This is a genomic window from Empedobacter sp. UBA3475 (genome assembly GCF_002378465.1).
GTDB lineage: Bacteria > Bacteroidota > Bacteroidia > Flavobacteriales > Weeksellaceae > Empedobacter > Empedobacter falsenii_B.
The window spans coordinates 16,343-35,519 of the sequence record NZ_DFRA01000068.1; the positions used below are offsets into that span (position 1 = coordinate 16,343).

General features: G+C 31.0%; 14 protein-coding genes. 5 read left to right on the top strand and 9 right to left on the bottom strand.

Going from position 1 to position 19,177, the window contains the following annotated elements; all coding sequences use genetic code 11:
* Positions 1-232: 232 nt before the first annotated feature.
* The 5 genes from B3I31_RS13865 to B3I31_RS13885 form a co-directional block, all read right to left on the bottom strand.
* Positions 233-1,060: a 5'-nucleotidase, lipoprotein e(P4) family gene (locus B3I31_RS13865; protein ID WP_125350322.1), complete on the bottom strand. Its 828-nt coding sequence runs from the start codon at positions 1,058-1,060 to the stop codon at positions 233-235.
* A 56-nt stretch (positions 1,061-1,116) separates the two neighbouring features.
* On the bottom strand, positions 1,117-1,668 hold the full coding sequence (locus B3I31_RS13870) for a hypothetical protein (RefSeq protein ID WP_219035068.1): 552 nt from the start codon (positions 1,666-1,668) through the stop codon (positions 1,117-1,119).
* Positions 1,669-1,726: 58 nt separating this feature from the next.
* Positions 1,727-1,933 (bottom strand): hypothetical protein, encoded by a 207-nt coding sequence (locus B3I31_RS13875; RefSeq protein WP_125350324.1) that lies wholly within the window; start codon positions 1,931-1,933, stop codon positions 1,727-1,729.
* A 237-nt stretch (positions 1,934-2,170) separates the two neighbouring features.
* Positions 2,171-2,746 carry an acyl-CoA thioesterase gene (locus tag B3I31_RS13880; protein WP_376741545.1) on the bottom strand — a complete coding sequence of 192 codons (576 nt, stop codon included), beginning with the start codon at positions 2,744-2,746 and terminating at the stop codon, positions 2,171-2,173.
* Entirely contained in the window at positions 2,743-4,245 is a 1,503-nt protein-coding gene (locus B3I31_RS13885) for a GH3 family domain-containing protein (protein WP_286496170.1), read from the bottom strand. The genes B3I31_RS13880 and B3I31_RS13885 overlap by 4 nt, the downstream gene beginning before the upstream one ends.
* 349 nt (positions 4,246-4,594) lie before the next feature.
* Between B3I31_RS13885 and B3I31_RS13890 the strand changes: the two genes are divergently transcribed.
* Positions 4,595-6,925, top strand: coding sequence for a tetratricopeptide repeat protein (locus B3I31_RS13890; RefSeq protein ID WP_291088180.1), 2,331 nt, complete (start codon positions 4,595-4,597; stop codon positions 6,923-6,925).
* Positions 6,926-6,946: 21 nt separating this feature from the next.
* The gene (locus tag B3I31_RS13895) at positions 6,947-8,209 is read left to right on the top strand and encodes a DUF3472 domain-containing protein (protein ID WP_286495172.1); all 1,263 of its coding nucleotides are present in this window, start codon (positions 6,947-6,949) and stop codon (positions 8,207-8,209) included.
* Between the two features lie 57 nt (positions 8,210-8,266).
* Here the strand turns inward: B3I31_RS13895 and B3I31_RS13900 are convergent, their stop codons facing one another.
* The 3 genes from B3I31_RS13900 to B3I31_RS13910 all read right to left on the bottom strand — a co-directional run bounded on the left by B3I31_RS13900 (position 8,267) and on the right by B3I31_RS13910 (position 14,274).
* Positions 8,267-9,283, bottom strand: coding sequence for a PTS transporter subunit IIC (locus tag B3I31_RS13900; protein WP_286495173.1), 1,017 nt, complete (start codon positions 9,281-9,283; stop codon positions 8,267-8,269).
* A gap of 37 nt (positions 9,284-9,320) precedes the next feature.
* Complete coding sequence (locus B3I31_RS13905; protein WP_291049241.1) at positions 9,321-10,736, bottom strand: DUF4932 domain-containing protein; 1,416 nt, start codon at positions 10,734-10,736, stop codon at positions 9,321-9,323.
* Between the two features lie 76 nt (positions 10,737-10,812).
* Entirely contained in the window at positions 10,813-14,274 is a 3,462-nt protein-coding gene (locus B3I31_RS13910) for a methylmalonyl-CoA mutase family protein (RefSeq protein ID WP_291049238.1), read from the bottom strand.
* Between the two features lie 184 nt (positions 14,275-14,458).
* On the opposite strand from B3I31_RS13910, the gene B3I31_RS13915 reads away from it, so the two are divergent.
* Positions 14,459-15,361, top strand: a complete 903-nt coding sequence (locus B3I31_RS13915) for a hypothetical protein (RefSeq protein ID WP_280049674.1) — start codon at positions 14,459-14,461, stop codon at positions 15,359-15,361.
* Between the two features lies 1 nt (position 15,362).
* On the opposite strand, the gene B3I31_RS13920 is transcribed toward B3I31_RS13915, so the two are convergent.
* On the bottom strand, positions 15,363-16,040 hold the full coding sequence (locus B3I31_RS13920; protein WP_219034364.1) for a uracil-DNA glycosylase: 678 nt from the start codon (positions 16,038-16,040) through the stop codon (positions 15,363-15,365).
* Between the two features lie 45 nt (positions 16,041-16,085).
* Between B3I31_RS13920 and B3I31_RS13925 the strand changes: the two genes are divergently transcribed.
* Both B3I31_RS13925 and B3I31_RS13930 read left to right on the top strand, forming a co-directional pair.
* Positions 16,086-16,469, top strand: coding sequence for a DUF5004 domain-containing protein (locus tag B3I31_RS13925; RefSeq protein ID WP_115000084.1), 384 nt, complete (start codon positions 16,086-16,088; stop codon positions 16,467-16,469).
* A 68-nt stretch (positions 16,470-16,537) separates the two neighbouring features.
* The gene (locus B3I31_RS13930) at positions 16,538-18,685 is read left to right on the top strand and encodes an endonuclease MutS2 (RefSeq protein WP_286495176.1); all 2,148 of its coding nucleotides are present in this window, start codon (positions 16,538-16,540) and stop codon (positions 18,683-18,685) included.
* Positions 18,686-19,177: the final 492 nt, after the last annotated feature.

The window sequence follows — 19,177 nt, forward strand, 5'->3', positions numbered from 1 at the left end:
TAGGTTATTTATAGTTTAATTTACAAATAGGTGAATGCTTAAATATTATACAGCACAAAGAAAAAAACTATATATTCAATAAATAAATATTATTTTTTTACAGATCAAATAATAATTAATAGATTATTTTTAACAAAAACATGTTAAATGTATTTAAAATTTAATTTCTCACTTTTTTATAAATCAAAAAAAAACTGTCCGATTAAGACAGTTTTCATTGTGTATTTATTCTTTATTTCACAGGAGTTTCTCTCGCAGCTTCGTATATAATCGAATCTCTTTGCTCTTGCGTCAAGTCATATTTGTAATCAAATATTGCAGATTCCCAATCTCCATATCCAACATTCGGCAATACAATAAATCGTTTTCCAAATTCAGATTTTAAAGTTTCTACAGCTGCCGCTCTTTCTTTTTCAGATTTATGATTATCAAATAAAGAAGAAAAATCTGTTAAACTATCTCCTAACAATAAAACAATGTCATAATCTTTCGAAATATTTTGACGACGTGCTTCTTTGCTACTTTCTTTACTTCTCAAAATCAAATTCTGAGCACTTTGAATTGGATAATTGTATTTTTCTAAATTTGCCAAAGTTCCAGGACGCTCTACTTCGTATCGATTTGTAACGTAAAAAATCTGAACACCTTTACTCGCTGCATACTGAAAAAACTCTTGAGAACCAGCCAAAGGAGTTGCAATTCCTTTCGACGTCCAATTTGCCCAAGTTTCTTGCGACCACGTTTTTCCTTGACGCGCCATTTCTACTGCATAGTACGAATTATCCAAAAAAGTTTCGTCAATATCCGTTACAATCGCTAAAGGTTTTGCGCCTTTTGTCGCAATTGCTTCATCCAATCTCATTTTAGCAACATTATAAGCTTGCTGGCTTAAGGCTTGATATTCAGCAGCACGTTGTTGAAAAAATGCAGCATAAATTTTACCATCAACTTGCAAACTTTTTTGCTGAACTGGTTGTTGTTCAGTAACTATTTTTGGTGTTTGACAAGCTGTTAATCCAAAAAGCATCAAGCTTCCAAGCATCAATTGTATATGTTTCATATCTCTAAATTCTGAAATGCAAAATTAAGCCTTACAATTCAAATCAAAAAATCAGATTACTGAATGTATTTAATCGATTCGAAAGTTGTTTGATGAAAATAGTTTTTGAACTGATGATGTTCTCCATTAATTTCTATATCAATTTCCAGATAATCGTTTTGATTAAAATGAATTAAATCTGTTTCGAAAAAATAAATATTTCGGATAACGTGAGAATCAGGTAAAATGGTATTTTTCAATAAAATATCATTTGTCCCCATTGCCAATTCTCCATAAAATGTAACATCAGCTTTGATTTTTTTTTGAGAAAAATTTGAATAAAAATCAGCTTCAACGATATTTATACGAACTGTTTTTTCGGTATTATTTTGAATAGAAATTAAGAATTCTAATGTATTTTTTTTCTTTGTTACCGAATCTATTTTTACTTGAAATTCTGAAATTTGTTGATTAGAATCATCAATCAAATCATCATTTTTTTCAATTTTTAAAAACGATATTTTTGGTTCTTCTTCTTTCGGAAGTGGTTTTTCAATTGGAACTGTTTTTAATTTTTTGTAAATAACAAACAGCACTAACAATACAAGTAAAATGAATAAATATTTCATTTTACAAATTTAGAAATTAAATCGTTTTTCTGATTTCGAAAAAATGATTTGTTTCGTTTTAGACAATTTTTTTTCTGAAACGAAAAGCACAAAAAGCTAAAACAAATACACTTCCTGCTACAGCAAAACTAATAGGATTTGAAGATTTAGAGCTATTTTCAGTAAAATTTGTTTGTATTAATTGACTATTTAAACCAGAAGATTGAGCAAATGAAATAGTTGTACTTGCAATGAATAGTAATAAAAATTTGAAGAGAGTTTTCATAATAATGAATTAAATAAAAAGTTTGGTTTTGATATTAAGAATCGATAAAACAAATACAATGCCTAATTTTCTTAAAATTAAATAATTTGCAATTTAGTAATGCCACTCAAATTCAATAATCAATTTTTTGGAGCATAACAATTAGGAGATAAAATATAAACTATTTATCAAAACCCTATAAACAAAATAACTCAATTCATTTTCAGAATTGAGTTATTTATTAATGATGTAAAAACTTTAATCTAGTTCTATTTTCACGAAATGATTATCCAATAAATGATCAATTAAATCTTGCGATTTATAATCAATCGGATCTTTTATTTGTTCTTTTGCTTTTGTATGTTCTTCAATTCGATGCAAAGCTTTATAAAAGCGTCGAACTTCGTTCAGATTCTTCAAAATTAATTTTGGAGCTTCTGCTTTTTCACCATTTTCTTCTTTGCATATCATCGTAAAATAAGACGAATTACAATGTTTAATTTCACTTGTTTGGATATTTTGACTTTCTACTCGAATTCCTACGACGATTGACGTTCTTCCGACATAGTTTACCGATGCTTTTAGCGTTAATAATTCTCCTACTTCTACTGGCGTTAAGAAATCTACTCTATCCACAGACGCCGTAACACAGTATTTTCCAGAATATTTGGAAGCACATGCGAATGCAATTTGATCGAGTAGAGAAAGAATGAATCCACCGTGTATTTTTCCACTAAAATTGGAATGTGATGGAAGCATTAATTGCGAAAAAGTTACCAATGAACTTTTTACCGTTTTGTAAATCATTTTATCTATTGTTGTGTGTGTGTTCAATTTGTAGTAATTAAGTTTAGACTGTAAAATTCATCTGCAATTTCGCGATTATTAGACAAACGAGGAACTTTATTTTGTCCACCTAATTTCCCTATCGATTTCATATAATGCTGAAAACCTTCTGTTTTAACCTCAGAAACGACAAGCGGACGCAAGATATTTCCCGTAATTAAATCATCGTAATACGTATTTTGGCGACGCATTTGTGTATCTAATTCTTGATTAAAAATAGTTATATCTTGTGGTTTTTGATCAAATTCTATTAACCATTCGTGATAAGGCAAACCTTCTGCTGGATTGACTTGAGGCGCAACTGTAAACTCATTTACACTCGCTGGATATTTTTCTAAAGTTTTTTGCAACGCCTGTTCCACTTCGTGACCAATTACATGCTCACCAAAAGCAGATGTATAATGTTTAATTCGACCAGAAACAACAATTCTATAAGGTTTTATCGAGGTAAAACGAGCTGTGTCACCAATATTATATCCCCACAAACCTGCGTTTGTATTGAGAATTAGAACATAATCTTTTCCTACTTCAACATCTTTCAATGAAATTCGGGTTGGATTTTCATCAAAAAACTCTTCAACTGGAACAAATTCATAAAAAATTCCATTATTCAATAAAAGCAATAAATCATCATTTTTTTGAGAATCTTGATACGCAATAAACCCTTCTGAAGCAGGATAAGTCTGAATACAATCTATTTTTCGACCAATTAGTTGATTCACTTTATCACGATAAGGTTCATAATTTACACCTCCTGTTACCATTAGTTGTAAATTCTTAAAAATAGATTGAACGTTTTCTTTTCCAGAAACTTTAATCAATCGTTCAAAATACATAATCAACCAAGGCGGAATCCCAGAAATCAGCGTCATATCAGCTTTCACCGTTTCATCCACTACCCTATGCACTTTTGTTTCCCAATCTTCAATCACATTTGTTTCATAAGATGGTAAACGATTTTTTTGCAAATAATTTGGAACAAAATGCGCACTAATTCCAGAAAGTCGACCAACTTTCAAACCATTTTTATCTTCGAGAATTGGACTTCCTTGCAAGAAAATCATTTTTCCGTCAACAAAATTAGAGTTCTTTGTTTCATTAATATAAAACAATAAAGCATTTCGAGCAGAATTTATATGCGAAGGAACGGATTCTTTTGTAAGCGGAATATATTTTGCACCAGAAGTAGTTCCAGAAGTTTTAGCTAAATAAAGAGGTTTTCCAGGCCATAGAATATTAGGTTTCCCTTCAATTACCTCATCAAAATAATGTTTCAACCCTTCGTAATCGTTGATTGGAACTTGCGATTTGAAATCTTCATAATTTTTGATTGATTCAAAATGATGATCAACTCCAAACTTTGTATTTTTTGCAGCAACAATCAATTCATTTAGAATTTTGTCTTGTGTTTCCAGCGGATTATTTATCCACTTTTGTTCTTTATTGACAATGTATTTTGCAAAAATTTTCGCTAAAAAAGCTTTCATGCTGTTCCTTTAAAACATTATTATTGGTCGAATTTAAACGAATATTCTAAATAATTTAACAACAATTGCAATGATTTTTCTTAGTCAAATCACTAATTACATTAAAGCTAAAACGTTAGCTATCATTTTATAATCATCCCGTAAAAAGTCGCTTCTCTATTATTTCTATTCCACATAAAATTATCTTATTTTTTCGAGGGATACAAGATTTTTTCTAATCGAACGTTTTATTGTAGATTTGTTTTTATTCGCTATCATGAAAAAGATTGTACTGAGTATCTTCGCCGCAAGTTTTTTAATCGGCTGTTCTACGCAAAAAAATAGTTTCAAAAACCGACAATATCACAAGATGACATCGTGGTTTAATGGAGTATTCAATGCTGAGGATGAGTTAGAAAAAAAGAACACAGAACTACAAACAAATTATGTAGAAAATTACTCGAAAATTTTACCTATTGGAATAGAATATTTTTCTGTTTCGGACTCTGCTAATTTAGGTGAATTTAATACGCCCAATTTTGGTATTGGAAGTGGAAATCGAAATAATCAAGATAAAGTAGAAAAACCTGTTGGATTTACTGCTGTAGAGGCAAAAGCTTCGAAAGCAATCGAAAAACATTCGATGTTAATTAAAGGAAAAGAAAATAATCCTTTGATGGGTCGCGCTTATTTATTGATTGGAAAATCATTATTTTATCAAAAAAAATACTTTGAAGCGCTTGATGCTTTAAACTATGTTGTCAAAAATTTCAAAGATTCTAAATACGCTCAAGAAGCGCATGTTTACAAAACTGTTTCCGAAATAAAAGGAGGAAATTACTTTGATGGAGCTGAAACTTTGCAAAAACTTTACGAAAACGATCCGTATAAAAGTAAAGAATTAAAAACAATGATTGCGCGTACCTATGCTCAATTTTTAATTGATCAAAAAAAGTACGAAGAAGCACTTGATCCATTGCAAAAAGCCGAATATTTTTCTACAAATAAAGATGAACGAGTTCGAATATTTTATACGTTAGGACAAGTTTTTTCTAAATTAGGAAAACAACAAGAGGCTGGTGAAGCTTTCACGCAAGTTTATAAAATGAAGCCTGGATTTGATATGGAAATCAAATCGCAGTTGGCGATTGCAGCTAATTTTGATCCAAAAATTAATAATTACGGAAATTACAAGCAAAACTTGTTGGACATCTCGAATAAAGGAATTTATGCATCGAAGAAAAACGAGTTATATTACGGAATTTCTGAAATGGCTTTTCGAGCTGACAAAATGGATGATGCTGTAGAATATGCAAAATTGAGTTTGAAGGAACCAATGTCTGATCCTTATATTCGTGGGCGCGCTTTCGAAAATTATGGTGATATAAAGTTCAAGCAAAACGATTATGTTTACGCATCGGCTTATTATGATTCGGCACAAACAAGTTATAATTTGCCAGAAGATCAAACGCGTATTCAGAAACGAAATGATGTTTTGAAAAAATTGATGGAAAAACATTATTTAGTTCAGAAAAATGATTCAATTCTAAAACTTGCAGCACTTCCAAAAGAAGATCAATCAAAATTCTTCACAGATTATATTGAAAAATTAAAGAAAAAAGAAGAAAAGCAAGCTATAGAAGAGCAAAAAGAAATGGAAACTTTTCAGTTAGAGAATAAAACAGCAAGTTTTACGACGAGTTTTAATAATGCTGATAAAGGAAAATTCTATTTCTATAATCAAAATTTAAAATCGACTGGACAGCAAGAATTCCAACGTATTTGGGGAGGAATTTCCTTAAAAGATAATTGGAGAAATTCGAATGCGATAAGTACTGCAATTGAGGATAAACAGAATGAATTGACAGGGCAAATTGCTGCTGGCGATCCAAGACGTTTTGAACTTGATTATTATTTAGATCAAATTCCAACTTCTCAAAAAGCATTGAATGAGTTGAAAGTTGTGAGAGATACAACGCAATTGTCTTTAGGTACTGGATATTTTGATATTTTCAATAACTCAGAATTAGCTGGAAAAGAGTTGAAAGCCTTGGTTGCTTCGCCTCCAAAATCGGAAGATGTGTTATTAAAAGCGACTTATCAATTGTATCGTATTTATAAAAATCGTGATCAAAAATTAGAAGATGAATACAAAAATATCATTCTAACAAAATATCCAAATACGATTTATGCAGGTTATATTCTTAATCCAGAAGTTGAATACATCACTGCTGAAACAAAAGAAGCTTTAGAAGCCTACAAAGTTGCATACACGTTGTATCAAGATAAAAAATATGATGACGTAAAGAAAAAAGTACAAGAAGCAATTGTAAAATTTCCTACTGAAATTATCATTGCTAAATTTGCTTTATTAAATGCTTATGTAATCAAACAAACGGGAAAAGATAGCGATTTTGAACAAGCTTTAGAAATTGTAATTACTGCTTATGACGGAACTGAAGAAGCTAAGCAAGCAAAACGTTTGTTGGATAAATTGCGTAATACTAAGAAAAAAACTACTGAAAATCAAAAAATTGAAGAAAACCAGCCACAAATTAATACTGTAGATAGATCACCTACACAAATCATCGAAAAAGAAATAAATCAACCGAAAAATAACAATGATGATAAAAATGTTATTAAAAAAACTGTAAAAGAATCAAATACAGTTGGTCTTGAAGGAGGGGATACGAATTATTAAAATATAAATTAAATTAACACCATGAAAACAATTCATTACATCTTATTCTCTCTTTCCGTTTTGGTTGGAGGAAATGTAATCGCTCAACAAACAAAAACTTATGACATTCCTTTGGTTGGAAATGCTTTTGAAGTCGGTCATAAAGAAGGATCATCATCTACAGTTACAAAAGTGGATGCTTTAATTTCTCCACAAACTAAAAATGTAACAAAAACGTATTTCAAAGTTTTAGGAACTGGAAATGTTAATATTCAATTAAAGGGTGAAGCTAAAAATGACGCTCAATTAAATGTTGGTTTCAATAAAAAAACAAAAAAATACAATTGGAAATCTACTGATAAAACTATTTCTGTAGGTACATTCGCTATTTCAAAACCGGGTTATGTTTCTGTTGATTTAAGCGGATTGAAAGGCGAAATTGCTATTACAGATTTTATAGTTAGTGGAACTGCTGTAGACAACGGAATTATTTATAGCAACGATCCGCAGTACTATTATTGGGCGAGACGTGGACCTTCTTGCCATTTAGCCTATGAAATTCCTTCTGATAAAAATGTTTCATATTACTACAATGAAATCGTTGTACCAAAAGACGCTGATATAATTGGTTCTTATTATATGGCAAACGGTTTTGGAGAAGGATATTTCGGAATTCAAGCTAATTCAGAAACGGAAAGACGTATTTTGTTTTCAGTTTGGAGTCCTTTCGTAACTGATGACCCAAAAAGTATTCCTGATGATGAAAAAATCGTTTTGTTAAAGAAAGGAGACAATGTGAAAACAGGAGAATTCGGTAACGAAGGTTCTGGTGGACAAAGTTATATGAAATACAATTGGAAAGCCGATACAACGTATAAATTCTTATTGAAAGGTGTTCCAAATGGTGATAATTCGACAACTTATACAGCTTGGTTTTTTATGCCAGAAACGAATAATTGGCAAATCATCGCAAGCTTTAAACGCCCTAAAACAAATACATACCTAAAAAGATTTCACTCTTTCCTAGAAAATTTTATGCCAACACAAGGTTACTTAACTAGAAAAGTAAACTTCAACAATCAATGGGTTTATGATGGAGAATGGAAAAAAGTAAATGGAGCAAAATTAACTGTTGATGCAACTTATAAAGCAAATCAACGTATTGATGCAACTGGAGGAACAACATCTACTGGATATTTCTTGAAGATGGGAGGCTTTTTTAATGAAATTGAACAACCTGGAACAGCTTTCAAGTTTGATAACAAACAAACTGCACCACAAATTGATTTTTCGAAATTACAATAATCAATATTGTATAAACTAAATAAAAAATCGGTTGGAATTATCCAACCGATTTTTTATTTACCCCAACTTCATATCACCATCTTTTATCCAGTTTTTCTTTTTCATGAAAATGTAAATTAAATATGAAATAATTGCTGGAGCAATGATTTGCAAAATTAATATTGAAGTTAAAATATATGAAGTATCATATTTAGATTTCATGGCATTGAAAGTTCCTATTTGTCCAACCAAACCACAAGAACCCATCCCCGATTCTAGAGCTGTATTTTCCATATTGAAATAAATAATTCCAATTGGACCTATAATCACTGAAGCTAAAGTTGGTGGAATCCAAATTTTCCAATTTTTATAAATGTTCGGAACCTGTAACATACTTGTCCCTAATCCTTGTGCTAAAACACCTTTCAAACCATTATCCTTAAAACTGATTGTAGCAAATCCAATCATTTGTGCACAACAACCTATTGTTGCAGCTCCAGCTGCTGAACCGTCTAATTCTAACATTAGACACAAAGCAGCTGATGAAATTGGTAAAGTCAAAACCATACCGACAATTACAGCAATTACAACTCCCATTATCAAAGGATTAGAATCGGTTGATAATATAATTATTTCACCAATCCATTTCATCATTTGTTGAACAGAAGGACCAATGATTTGTGCTAAGATTACTCCAACCAAAACAGTAATAATCGGTGTAATTACAATATCTATACGTGTTTCGCCTGCTACCATTTTTCCCACTTCAACCGCTACAATTGTCGCTATAAAAACACCTAAAGGTCCACCTAATTGATATGCTGCAATTCCTATAACTGCTGACGAAAATAACACCAATTGAGGTGCTCGTAAACTATAAGCAATAGCCAATGCTATCGCAGGTCCTGTCGCTTGATTCGCAACTGGCCAAACAATATCAGTTAAAAAAGAAATATCTAACTCTTCACCAATAGTTTTCAAAATTGTACCAACCAATAAAGTCGCAAATAAACCATAAGCCATTGCGCCCATTGCATCGATAAAATATCGTTTTGCAGAAATTTGTATATCTTTTTTGAGTAGGAAATTTTTCATGTTTGAAATTAAAAAAATCTATTATTTGTATAAAAAACTAATCTATTTCATTCTCTTTTTTACACCAATCAAGCATATATTCATATAAATCAGTCATATTAATTGATGGATTTTCTTTGTACTTTGCAAGCATTACTTGATTAAAATCTGTAAATTTCGCAAAACCTCTCATATTACTCATCATTCCATTCAATTCTGGCAAATATTTATCCAAATCTGTTTTGCTATAATTATCATGAACATATAATATATAAACAGCAAAAGTCATGTATTCGTTAAAAACCTTGTAAGGTGATTCATACATATCAGTTATTGTAGGTTTCGCCCACTTTTTACGATTTGACAATGCTTCATTGATTTGTTTCACATATTTATCAGAAACAGGATTTACATAATTATGATCGATTTCAGTAAATACAACACGTGATTCTAACAATTCATTTTGCGTAGGAGTCAATTTTGAATCAAAATCTGCACGAGCAATGAACATAATAGTTTGTGTAAATCCGTTATCCTCAAAACGCGATGTAGAATGCGCTCCATAAATTAACGGCGAAAAATATACTGCGTATGAACCATAACCAAATCCGAACTTTTTATCCAACCAATTTTGCATTTTCTGAATTGGATTTAATTGATTATACCTTTGCAAAAGTTCTGTATAATACGGTTGGTTGTTCTTATAGAATACTCTAAAATTACTCACTTTTGCAAAATCTTGGAACACTTTTGCATCTTTCATCGGATCAAACGTATACCAGCCTTTTGCCATTTGACCTATGTTTCCATTATTTTTAATCTCTCCGTTTTTATCAAAATTATATGCACAAGCATTCATTTTCAAGGCATAATAATAGCGATAACTTGTATTAGAAAACATATTTCCTTTGTAATCCTCAATATACTGTAAATCTGTAATATATTTTTTAATCGTATCTATCGCAGGATGATTCAAATAAGGCTTAAAGTACTCTTTTACTTGTTTATAATATTCTGTTTTGGTGTCAAACATATTAATTTCTTTCTCAGCATCGGGATGCAAAGCCATTAAAATATTGACCAATTCACTCACTTCCGGAATCGCAACTTCAGTTTTTCCTTTATATTTATTGATATAATCTTTTGTAAAATTTACGTTAGGTGCAATTCCAATAATACGTTGATAAGCGGTATCTTTCTTATTCTGAATGATTAAAAAATCAATCGTTTCACCTTTTTTTAAATCAAAAGAAAGATTATTCTTTCCATCAGAATAAATCACTTCACTCTTTTCATTTGAAACTTCTGCCATAAAAACATCTGGCTTAATTTTAGAATTAATAGCCCAAGATTTGCTTGATATTTTACCATTTACTTTTATTTCAAGCATTTTTTCATTGGTATGTAAAACTTTTTGTGCAAAACTTGGCATTGCTAACAAGGTGAATAAAGCTACAATTACATTTTTTTTCATATTAGTTTATAAGTATTTTTAAAAGAAAACAACCCCATCAAAAGATGAGGCTGTTAAAGTATTATTAATAAAAAAATTACATATTTCTACGGTACTGTCCGCCTACTTCGAATAAGGCAGAAGTGATTTGTCCTAATGAACAAACTTTGGTTGCTTCCATCAACACTTCAAAAATATTTTGATTGTTAATAGCCGCTTGTTGTGCAGTTTCTAATGCACTTTCAGCTTGTTGTTCATTAATTTTATTCAAGTTTTCTTTAGTTTTAATTTGAAATTGTTTTTCCTCTTCTGTTGCACGAATAACCTCCGCAGGAACCACTGTTGGCGAACCTTTTGAACTTAAGAACGTATTTACACCAATAATTGGGAACGTTCCGTTGTGTTTCAATGTTTCGTAATACAATGATTCTTCCTGAATTTTAGAACGTTGATACATCGTTTCCATCGCTCCTAAAACGCCACCACGTTCTGTAATACGATCAAATTCTTGTAAAACTGCTTCTTCTACTAAATCCGTTAATTCTTCAATTATAAATGAACCTTGAATTGGATTTTCGTTCTTCGCTAAACCTAATTCTTTATTGATAATCAACTGAATAGCCATTGCACGGCGAACCGATTCTTCTGTTGGCGTTGTAATTGCTTCATCGTACGCATTGGTATGTAACGAGTTACAGTTGTCGTAAATCGCATATAAAGCTTGCAACGTCGTACGAATATCGTTGAAATCAATTTCTTGCGCGTGTAACGATCGACCCGAAGTTTGAATATGGTATTTCAACATTTGTGCACGTTCGTTAGCTCCGTATTTATTTTTCAAGGCTTTTGCCCAAATTTTACGCGCCACACGACCAATTACTGAATATTCTGGATCGATACCATTGGAGAAGAAAAACGATAAGTTTGGCCCAAACGCATTGATATCCATTCCGCGAGATAAATAATACTCAACATACGTAAATCCGTTAGCTAACGTAAACGCTAACTGCGTAATAGGATTCGCTCCTGCTTCAGCAATATGGTAACCCGAAATAGAAACCGAATAAAAATTACGTACATTTTGATTGATGAAATATTCTTGCACATCGCCCATTAAACGCAACGCAAATTCTGTTGAGAAAATACACGTATTTTGTGCTTGGTCTTCTTTTAAAATATCTGCCTGAACAGTTCCACGAACCTGAGCTAACGTATTTTTCTTAATTTCAGCATAAACTTCTGCAGGTAAAACCTGATCACCAGTTACACCCAAAAGCATTAACCCCAAACCATCATTTCCTTCTGGTAAATCGCCATTATAACGAGGTCTTTCCAAACCTTTGTCTTCGTAAATAGCTTTGATTTTTGCTTCAATTTCAGTTTCTAAACCATTTTCTTTGATGTATTTTTCACAATTTTGATCAATTGCGGCATTCATAAAGAAACCTAACAACATAGGCGCAGGACCGTTAATCGTCATAGAAACCGAAGTAGCTGGATGTGATAAATCGAAACCAGAATATAATTTCTTCGCATCATCTAAACAACAAATCGAAACTCCAGCATTACCAATTTTTCCGTAAATATCAGGACGATGACCTGGATCATTTCCATACAAAGTTACCGAATCAAACGCTGTAGACAAACGCTTTGCTGGCATTCCTTTCGATACATAATGGAAACGACGATTGGTACGCTCTGGTCCACCTTCACCCGCAAACATACGCGTTGGATCCTCACCTTCACGTTTAAATGGATATAATCCCGAAGTAAAAGGAAACTCACCCGGTACGTTTTCTTGTAAAACCCAACGTAAAATATCGCCCCAAGCTTCGTACTTTGGCAATGCAATTTTAGGGATTTGTAAATGCGATAAAGACTCAGAATGTGTCTGAATTTTAATTTCTTTATCACGCACTTTAAATGTATAAACTGGATTTTTATATTTGTTTACCTTTTCGTCCCAAGTCGTGATTACTTCCCAGTTGAAAGGATCTAAATTCATTTTTAATTTATCAAATTCAGCTAAAAGAATTTTAACTAAATCTGCATTTTCAGTTCCAGAAATATCAATTCCGTGTTGAGAAATTGTTGGCTTTTTTCCAGAAAGTGTTTCAATTGTTTTAAAGAAACCATATAGTTTTTGAGCTACATCTCTCTGTGCATTTGCACGAACATCATATCCACGATTATTTTCAGCAATCTCTGATAAATAACGCGTTCTTGATGGTGGAATAACAAAGATTTTCTCTGACATTTCTTTTGTAATTTGAAAAGAAGATTTCAAATCTGCATTTGTTTTTTCAACCACTTTATCAATGATTGATTGGTATAATTGATTGGTTCCTGGATCGTTAAATTGTGAAGCAATTGTTCCAAAAACAGGCATTTCATCAGGATTTATATCCCAAAGATTATGATTACGTTGGTATTGTTTTTTTACATCGCGTAAGGCATCTAACGCACCACGTTTATCGAATTTATTAATCGCCACAATGTCAGCAAAATCTAACATATCAATCTTCTCTAATTGCGTTGCAGCACCAAATTCTGGCGTCATGATATACAATGAAGCATCAGAATGATCTAAAATTTCGGTATCTGACTGACCAATTCCAGAAGTTTCTAAAATAATCAAATCATATTTCGCAGCTTTCAACACCTGAATCGCTTCCTCCACATATTTCGATAACGCTAAATTTGATTGACGAGTAGCCAGCGAACGCATATAAACACGAGGATTGTTGATAGAATTCATTCGAATACGATCTCCTAACAAAGCACCACCCGTTTTCTTTTTTGATGGATCGACAGAAACCAAAGCAATTGATTTTTCTGGAAAATCAATCAAAAAACGACGCACTAATTCATCTACCATAGACGATTTTCCTGCTCCTCCTGTTCCCGTAATTCCTAAAACCGGTGCAGATTTATCAGCTACTTTATCGAAATCAAATGCCTTCAAAAAATCTTCTTCACGATTTTCTGCCAACGAAATTAGTCGCGCAATCGTCGTGATATCTTTATCTTCTAATGATTGATAAACATCTTTTCCTTCTGGCAATTCTAATGGCCCTGTCGGAAAATCTGCTTTCTCCACCATATCATTAATCATTCCTTGCAAACCTAATTCGCGACCATCATCAGGAGAGTATAAACGTGTAATTCCGTAATCCATCAACTCTTTAATTTCTGACGGTAAAATTACTCCACCTCCACCTCCAACGATGCGGATATGACCCGCTCCTTTTTCTTGAAGCAAATCGTACATATATTTGAAATATTCGTTGTGACCTCCTTGATAAGATGTCATTGCAATTGCATTTGCATCTTCTTGTATCGCAGTATTTACAACATCTTCAACCGATTTATCGTGACCTAAATGGATTACCTCGCAACCCGTTGCTTGAATAATGCGACGCATAATATTAATCGACGCATCATGCCCATCAAACAAAGCAGCAGCAGTTACAATACGTACTTTGTTTTTAGGAGTGTATACTTCTTGTATTGGATGTACAAACTTTTCTTTCTTTTCTTCTTGAGTAATTTGTGACATTTATTTGTGATTTTGATTTTTTATGACTCTTGCTAAGATAACATAAATTTCAATGTTTTTCGTGCAGATAAAATTATCATATTCAATAAAATATTAATGTTTTATTAATAAATCACTATAATTTATATTGATTTATTTACAATATATTATTAACTTTAAAGAGAACTATTTTAGAATTCTACTTATGAATACTTATTCTCTAAAAGATCTATCAGATCTGTCAAGACTAGATGAACAAATGATTGTTTTATGGGATAAAAAGTTCAAATTGTTTAACGAGGATAAGATTGATAAAAATTCATTATTTAACCACGATCACTTAAAAAAAGTTATTATTATTTCTTTTTTAATTGAATCAAACAAAAAATATACAGTAGAAAATTTAAGTGTAAAATCACTTTCAGAAATACAACTTTTATCCGAATTTGAAATTCAAAATTATATCCAGAAAAACAAAAGTTATGAACCAATTATTGTGTTATTAATCTGTTCTTGTTTTTCATATGATACACGTTTCTTTGACGCTATTCTTACACTTTGTTTCAATAAAATTGGAATCGAAAAATGTTGTATAGATATTGTTTTTCCTTTTTTAAGCAAAATGTCTATCATTATGGAAAAGTATACTATTCAAGAATCGGTTATTTCGTTTTCTAAAAACCTAATTAGAAAACATCTTTTTTATTTGATTAAATCAATTCCATATTCAGATCAAAATTCTCGTAAATGGCTTTTATTTTTACCTGAAAAAGAAAATGAAGATTTAGAATTAATTTATACTCATCTTCTTTTAAAAATTAATAACGAAAAAGGAATTTATTTAGGGGAAAATCAGAGTTTAAATTCTATTTTAGAATGTATTGAAAATACTCAAATAACACATATTTTTATTTATATCTCTAAAAATTATGATTCCACTTCTCTTGAAATTTATCTCGAATCAATCACGAAAAATCTTCCAAATGTTACCATTTTTGTAGCTACTTATACTATTCTAAAAGAAAAAATAACCGAAAAAGTTCCGTATATAAACGTAAACACCCCAACAGCTTTTAATTCTTATTTACAAAAAATTATGGCGATGTAAATTATTTACTTTTGATTTCCCAATTTATAGGTTGTAGATTCTTACTTTTCAAAAAATTATTAGTTTTCGAAAAAGGTTTACTTCCCCAAAAACCTCTGTAAGCTCCTAATGGAGAAGGATGAGCAGATTCTATAACAACATGCTTATTTCGGTCAATTTTTGCTCCTTTTTTTTGAGCATAAGCTCCCCAAAGTATAAAAACTAAATTTTCTTTTTGATCAGAAAGCTTCTGTATTACAGCATCTGTAAATATTTCCCAACCTTTTTTCTGGTGCGAACCTGCCTTAGAAGCTTCAACCGTCAATGTTGCATTTAATAATAATACACCTTGTTTAGCCCATGTTTCCAAATTTCCAGAAGTAGAAATTCTTATTCCTAAATCATCATTCAACTCTTTATAAATATTTTGCAAACTTGGAGGTAATTTAATTCCATCGACAACCGAAAAAGACAAACCATTTGCTTGTCCAATCCCATGATAAGGATCTTGACCAATCAAAACCACTTTAACATCATCAAAAGGCGTATAATCTAATGCAGAAAATATTTTGGATGCGGGAGGATATATTGTTTTTGTTTCATACTCATTTCGTACAAAATCTGTCAATATTTTAAAGTAATCTTTTTCAAATTCATTCTTTAAAACTTCTTTCCAAGAAGCATCTAATTTCACATCCATTTTCATATATTTATACAGAAACAAAATTAACCAATTTTAACCTCTATGAAAAAGTTTCTTTACCTAATTCCCTTTTTTATACTAAATTCTTGTATAGATTTTGCTGATGATGATCCTTATGATTTAGGCCGGAAAATTGAAAATAATATAAAAGTTTTGAATACAGATATGATATATAATGCAGACCGAACATACAACATAAGCACTGAAGTGAAGAATAAAAACAAGGATTTTTCAGTAAAAGTTAAATTAACTTTTGAATTTAAAAATCCAAATCCGACAATCAATTCCGAAACTTTAACTATTGATTTAAAACCAAATGAAACTAAAAAATCAGTTTTCAGAAGTAGCAAAGCAAATACTAACACAGATCAAATGACATATATTAATAAGGTCAAAATTAATGTCATTCACTTTGATCGGTCATAAAAAATCACGGATTTCAAAGTATTTCATGATTTTGAATTTGTCGAAATTTTATCCGTAATTTTGCGTTAATGCAAATATCAGAACAAACTTTAAAAGATTTAGAATTTAATGCGGTTCAAAAAGAAATCGCAGAATTTGCTTATACAGAAAAGGTTGAGGCACTTATTTTTAACTTAAAACCTTATCAGGATCACCAACTTTTGGTACAAGATCTACAAACGACAAACGAATATTTAACAAGTTTCGAGACGGGAAATCGTTTTCCGTTTTCAGAATATTATATTTTAGATGAAAATCTAAACCGATTAGAAATTGAGAATTATTATTTGCCTGCAGAAGAATTCTTCAAAATCAAGGCAAATACGCTTCAAGTGAAAGAAATCTTGAAATATTTGACAGCTTTCAACGAATATGCACCTGTTTTGTTTGAGAAAGCTTCAACGATTACTTACGAAAAAAATATCATAAAATTAATCGATCAAGTATTCAATAAATTTGGAGAAATCAAGGACGACGCAAGTCCTGAACTGAAAATTGTACGCGATCGTTTGCGTCATTTGAATGGACGAATTACCGAATTATTCAATAAATCGATGTCTTATCATTCGGATTATTTGGATGACATTCGTGAATCTGTTGTTGGAAATCGTCGCGTTTTGGCCGTTAAATCTGCTTTGAGAAAACGTGTGAAAGGGCAATTTTTAGGTACTTCTAAAACTGGATCGATTACGTTTATTGAGCCAGAAAGTGTACAAAATCCTCGTCGTGAATGGGAAGAATTAAAAGAAGAAGAAAAACATTTGGTTATTCAGATTTTATTAGATTTAACTGCTCAAATTGCAGAATACAAACCAAATCTTGAAGAATATCAAACGTTTTTAGAATACATCGATTTTACACAAGCGAAAGCAAATTATGCTTTTTTGATTAATGGAATTTTACCTCAACTTTCTGAGAATCGAATTATCAAATTAGTCGATGCTTATCATCCTGTTTTATTTTTAAACAATAAAAGAAAAGCTCAAAAAACGATTCCGCAGAGTTTAGAAATTAACGAAGATTGTCGAATTATCATTATTTCTGGTCCAAATGCTGGAGGAAAATCAATTACGTTAAAAACAATTGGTTTACTTCAAATTATGATTCAGAGTGGTGTTTTAGTTCCTGTAAAAGATCAAAGTCAATTTGGATTTTTTAATCAAATTTTCACAGATATTGGAGATAATCAATCCATTGAAAATCATTTATCAACATACAGTTATCGTCTAAAACAAATGTCCTATTTCTTGAAGAATGCAGACGATAAAACATTATTGTTAGTTGATGAATTTGGGACAGGTTCTGATCCAGAATTGGGTGGAGCTTTGGCCGAAGTTTTCTTTGAAGAATTTTATGAACGTAATTCTTTCGGTGTTTTTACGACGCATTATACAAATATCAAATTGAGCGCAGAAAGTTTGCCAGAAGCGATAAATGCTTGTATGTTGTTTGATAAAAAAACATTGGAACCACTTTATCGTTTGGAAATTGGACAAGCCGGAAGTTCATTTACATTTGAGGTTGCTGAGAAAAATAAAATTCCGTTTCGTTTGATTAATCGTGCGAAGAAAAAAGTTGAACGTGAAAAAGTGAGTTTGGATAAAACTATTTTAAAACTTCAACAAGAAAAATTTGAAATTCAGAAAACAAAAGATCATGTTGAAGAGTTGCGCGAAACAAATCTTGAGCACAACGAAAAATTAGAGCAAACGAATGAAAAAATTCAGCAAAAACTATATGATTTTCAGCAATTATATGATCGCGAGCAAAAACGTTTGAAACTTGGAGAACGTATTTCAGACATGGCGGATTCTTACTTGAAAACGAAAAATAAAAAGCAAATGATTTCGAATTTCTTGAAATTAATTGAAATGGAAAACTCGAAAAAAACGAAAGAAGTTCAACGATTAAAGAAAATTGAAAAGATTGTAGAGAAAGAAGTTAAACGCGAGTTAAAAGAAAATTCAGAAACAATTTCTCAACAAAAAGAAGTCATCGAAAAGAAAGAAAAAGCAGCTACTCAGAAAAAAATTGATGCGTTGAAAGTTGGTGATCGTGTCAAAATTCATGGTTCGTCTAGTGTTGGAACAATTGATAAGATAAAAAAAGAAATTGTTTTTGTAAATTACGGTTTATTTACAACTCAAATCAATGTTAATGAGGTATATAAAATTTAGTTTTTTCGTTTAATTAAAAAGTTTTCAATCTTGTTTGTGGCAAGATGATGACATTAAACACTATTCTTGTTCTTTTATAATAGATGTAACAAATTGAAATAACACATTGAGTGATTGTAAATATATAGTTACTATCAACAATCGAGGAATGATGAATGAAAAAGGTATTTTTTAATTTAAGTTTAAGAATTCTTCAAAAATTTACACAAAAAATTCAGCTATATAAACTGTTAAATCTGGTGTTAATAATATTCCGGTTGAAATTAGCAACTGTAATTATGAAGATGAAATAATCGAAGTTTGTTTTATGCAATACAAATAACACACGATATATAAATTATTTATAAAAGATTAATTACCCAAACTTTATTTCTAAATATTACTAATTGTGCATTCGCACAAACGAATAATAACTGGGGTTGGTTAATTGGAAATTGGGGAGGAATTGGTATTGGAAAACCTGGCGAAGGAAAAGGAACTTTTTCTTTTGGT

Bases quoted from the DNA above. Each gene is read 5' to 3' on its own strand.
- B3I31_RS13885 (WP_286496170.1), bottom strand. From the start codon at position 4,245: ATGAAAGCTTTTTTAGCGAAAATTTTTGCAAAATACATTGTCAATAAA.
- B3I31_RS13915 (WP_280049674.1), top strand. From the start codon at position 14,459: ATGAATACTTATTCTCTAAAAGATCTATCAGATCTGTCAAGACTAGAT.
- B3I31_RS13905 (WP_291049241.1), bottom strand. From the start codon at position 10,736: ATGAAAAAAAATGTAATTGTAGCTTTATTCACCTTGTTAGCAATGCCA.
- B3I31_RS13870 (WP_219035068.1), bottom strand. From the start codon at position 1,668: ATGAAATATTTATTCATTTTACTTGTATTGTTAGTGCTGTTTGTTATT.
- B3I31_RS13930 (WP_286495176.1), top strand. From the start codon at position 16,538: ATGCAAATATCAGAACAAACTTTAAAAGATTTAGAATTTAATGCGGTT.
- B3I31_RS13895 (WP_286495172.1), top strand. From the start codon at position 6,947: ATGAAAACAATTCATTACATCTTATTCTCTCTTTCCGTTTTGGTTGGA.
- B3I31_RS13865 (WP_125350322.1), bottom strand. From the start codon at position 1,060: ATGAAACATATACAATTGATGCTTGGAAGCTTGATGCTTTTTGGATTA.
- B3I31_RS13900 (WP_286495173.1), bottom strand. From the start codon at position 9,283: ATGAAAAATTTCCTACTCAAAAAAGATATACAAATTTCTGCAAAACGA.
- B3I31_RS13910 (WP_291049238.1), bottom strand. From the start codon at position 14,274: ATGTCACAAATTACTCAAGAAGAAAAGAAAGAAAAGTTTGTACATCCA.
- B3I31_RS13925 (WP_115000084.1), top strand. From the start codon at position 16,086: ATGAAAAAGTTTCTTTACCTAATTCCCTTTTTTATACTAAATTCTTGT.
- B3I31_RS13875 (WP_125350324.1), bottom strand. From the start codon at position 1,933: ATGAAAACTCTCTTCAAATTTTTATTACTATTCATTGCAAGTACAACT.
- B3I31_RS13920 (WP_219034364.1), bottom strand. From the start codon at position 16,040: ATGGATGTGAAATTAGATGCTTCTTGGAAAGAAGTTTTAAAGAATGAA.
- B3I31_RS13890 (WP_291088180.1), top strand. From the start codon at position 4,595: ATGACATCGTGGTTTAATGGAGTATTCAATGCTGAGGATGAGTTAGAA.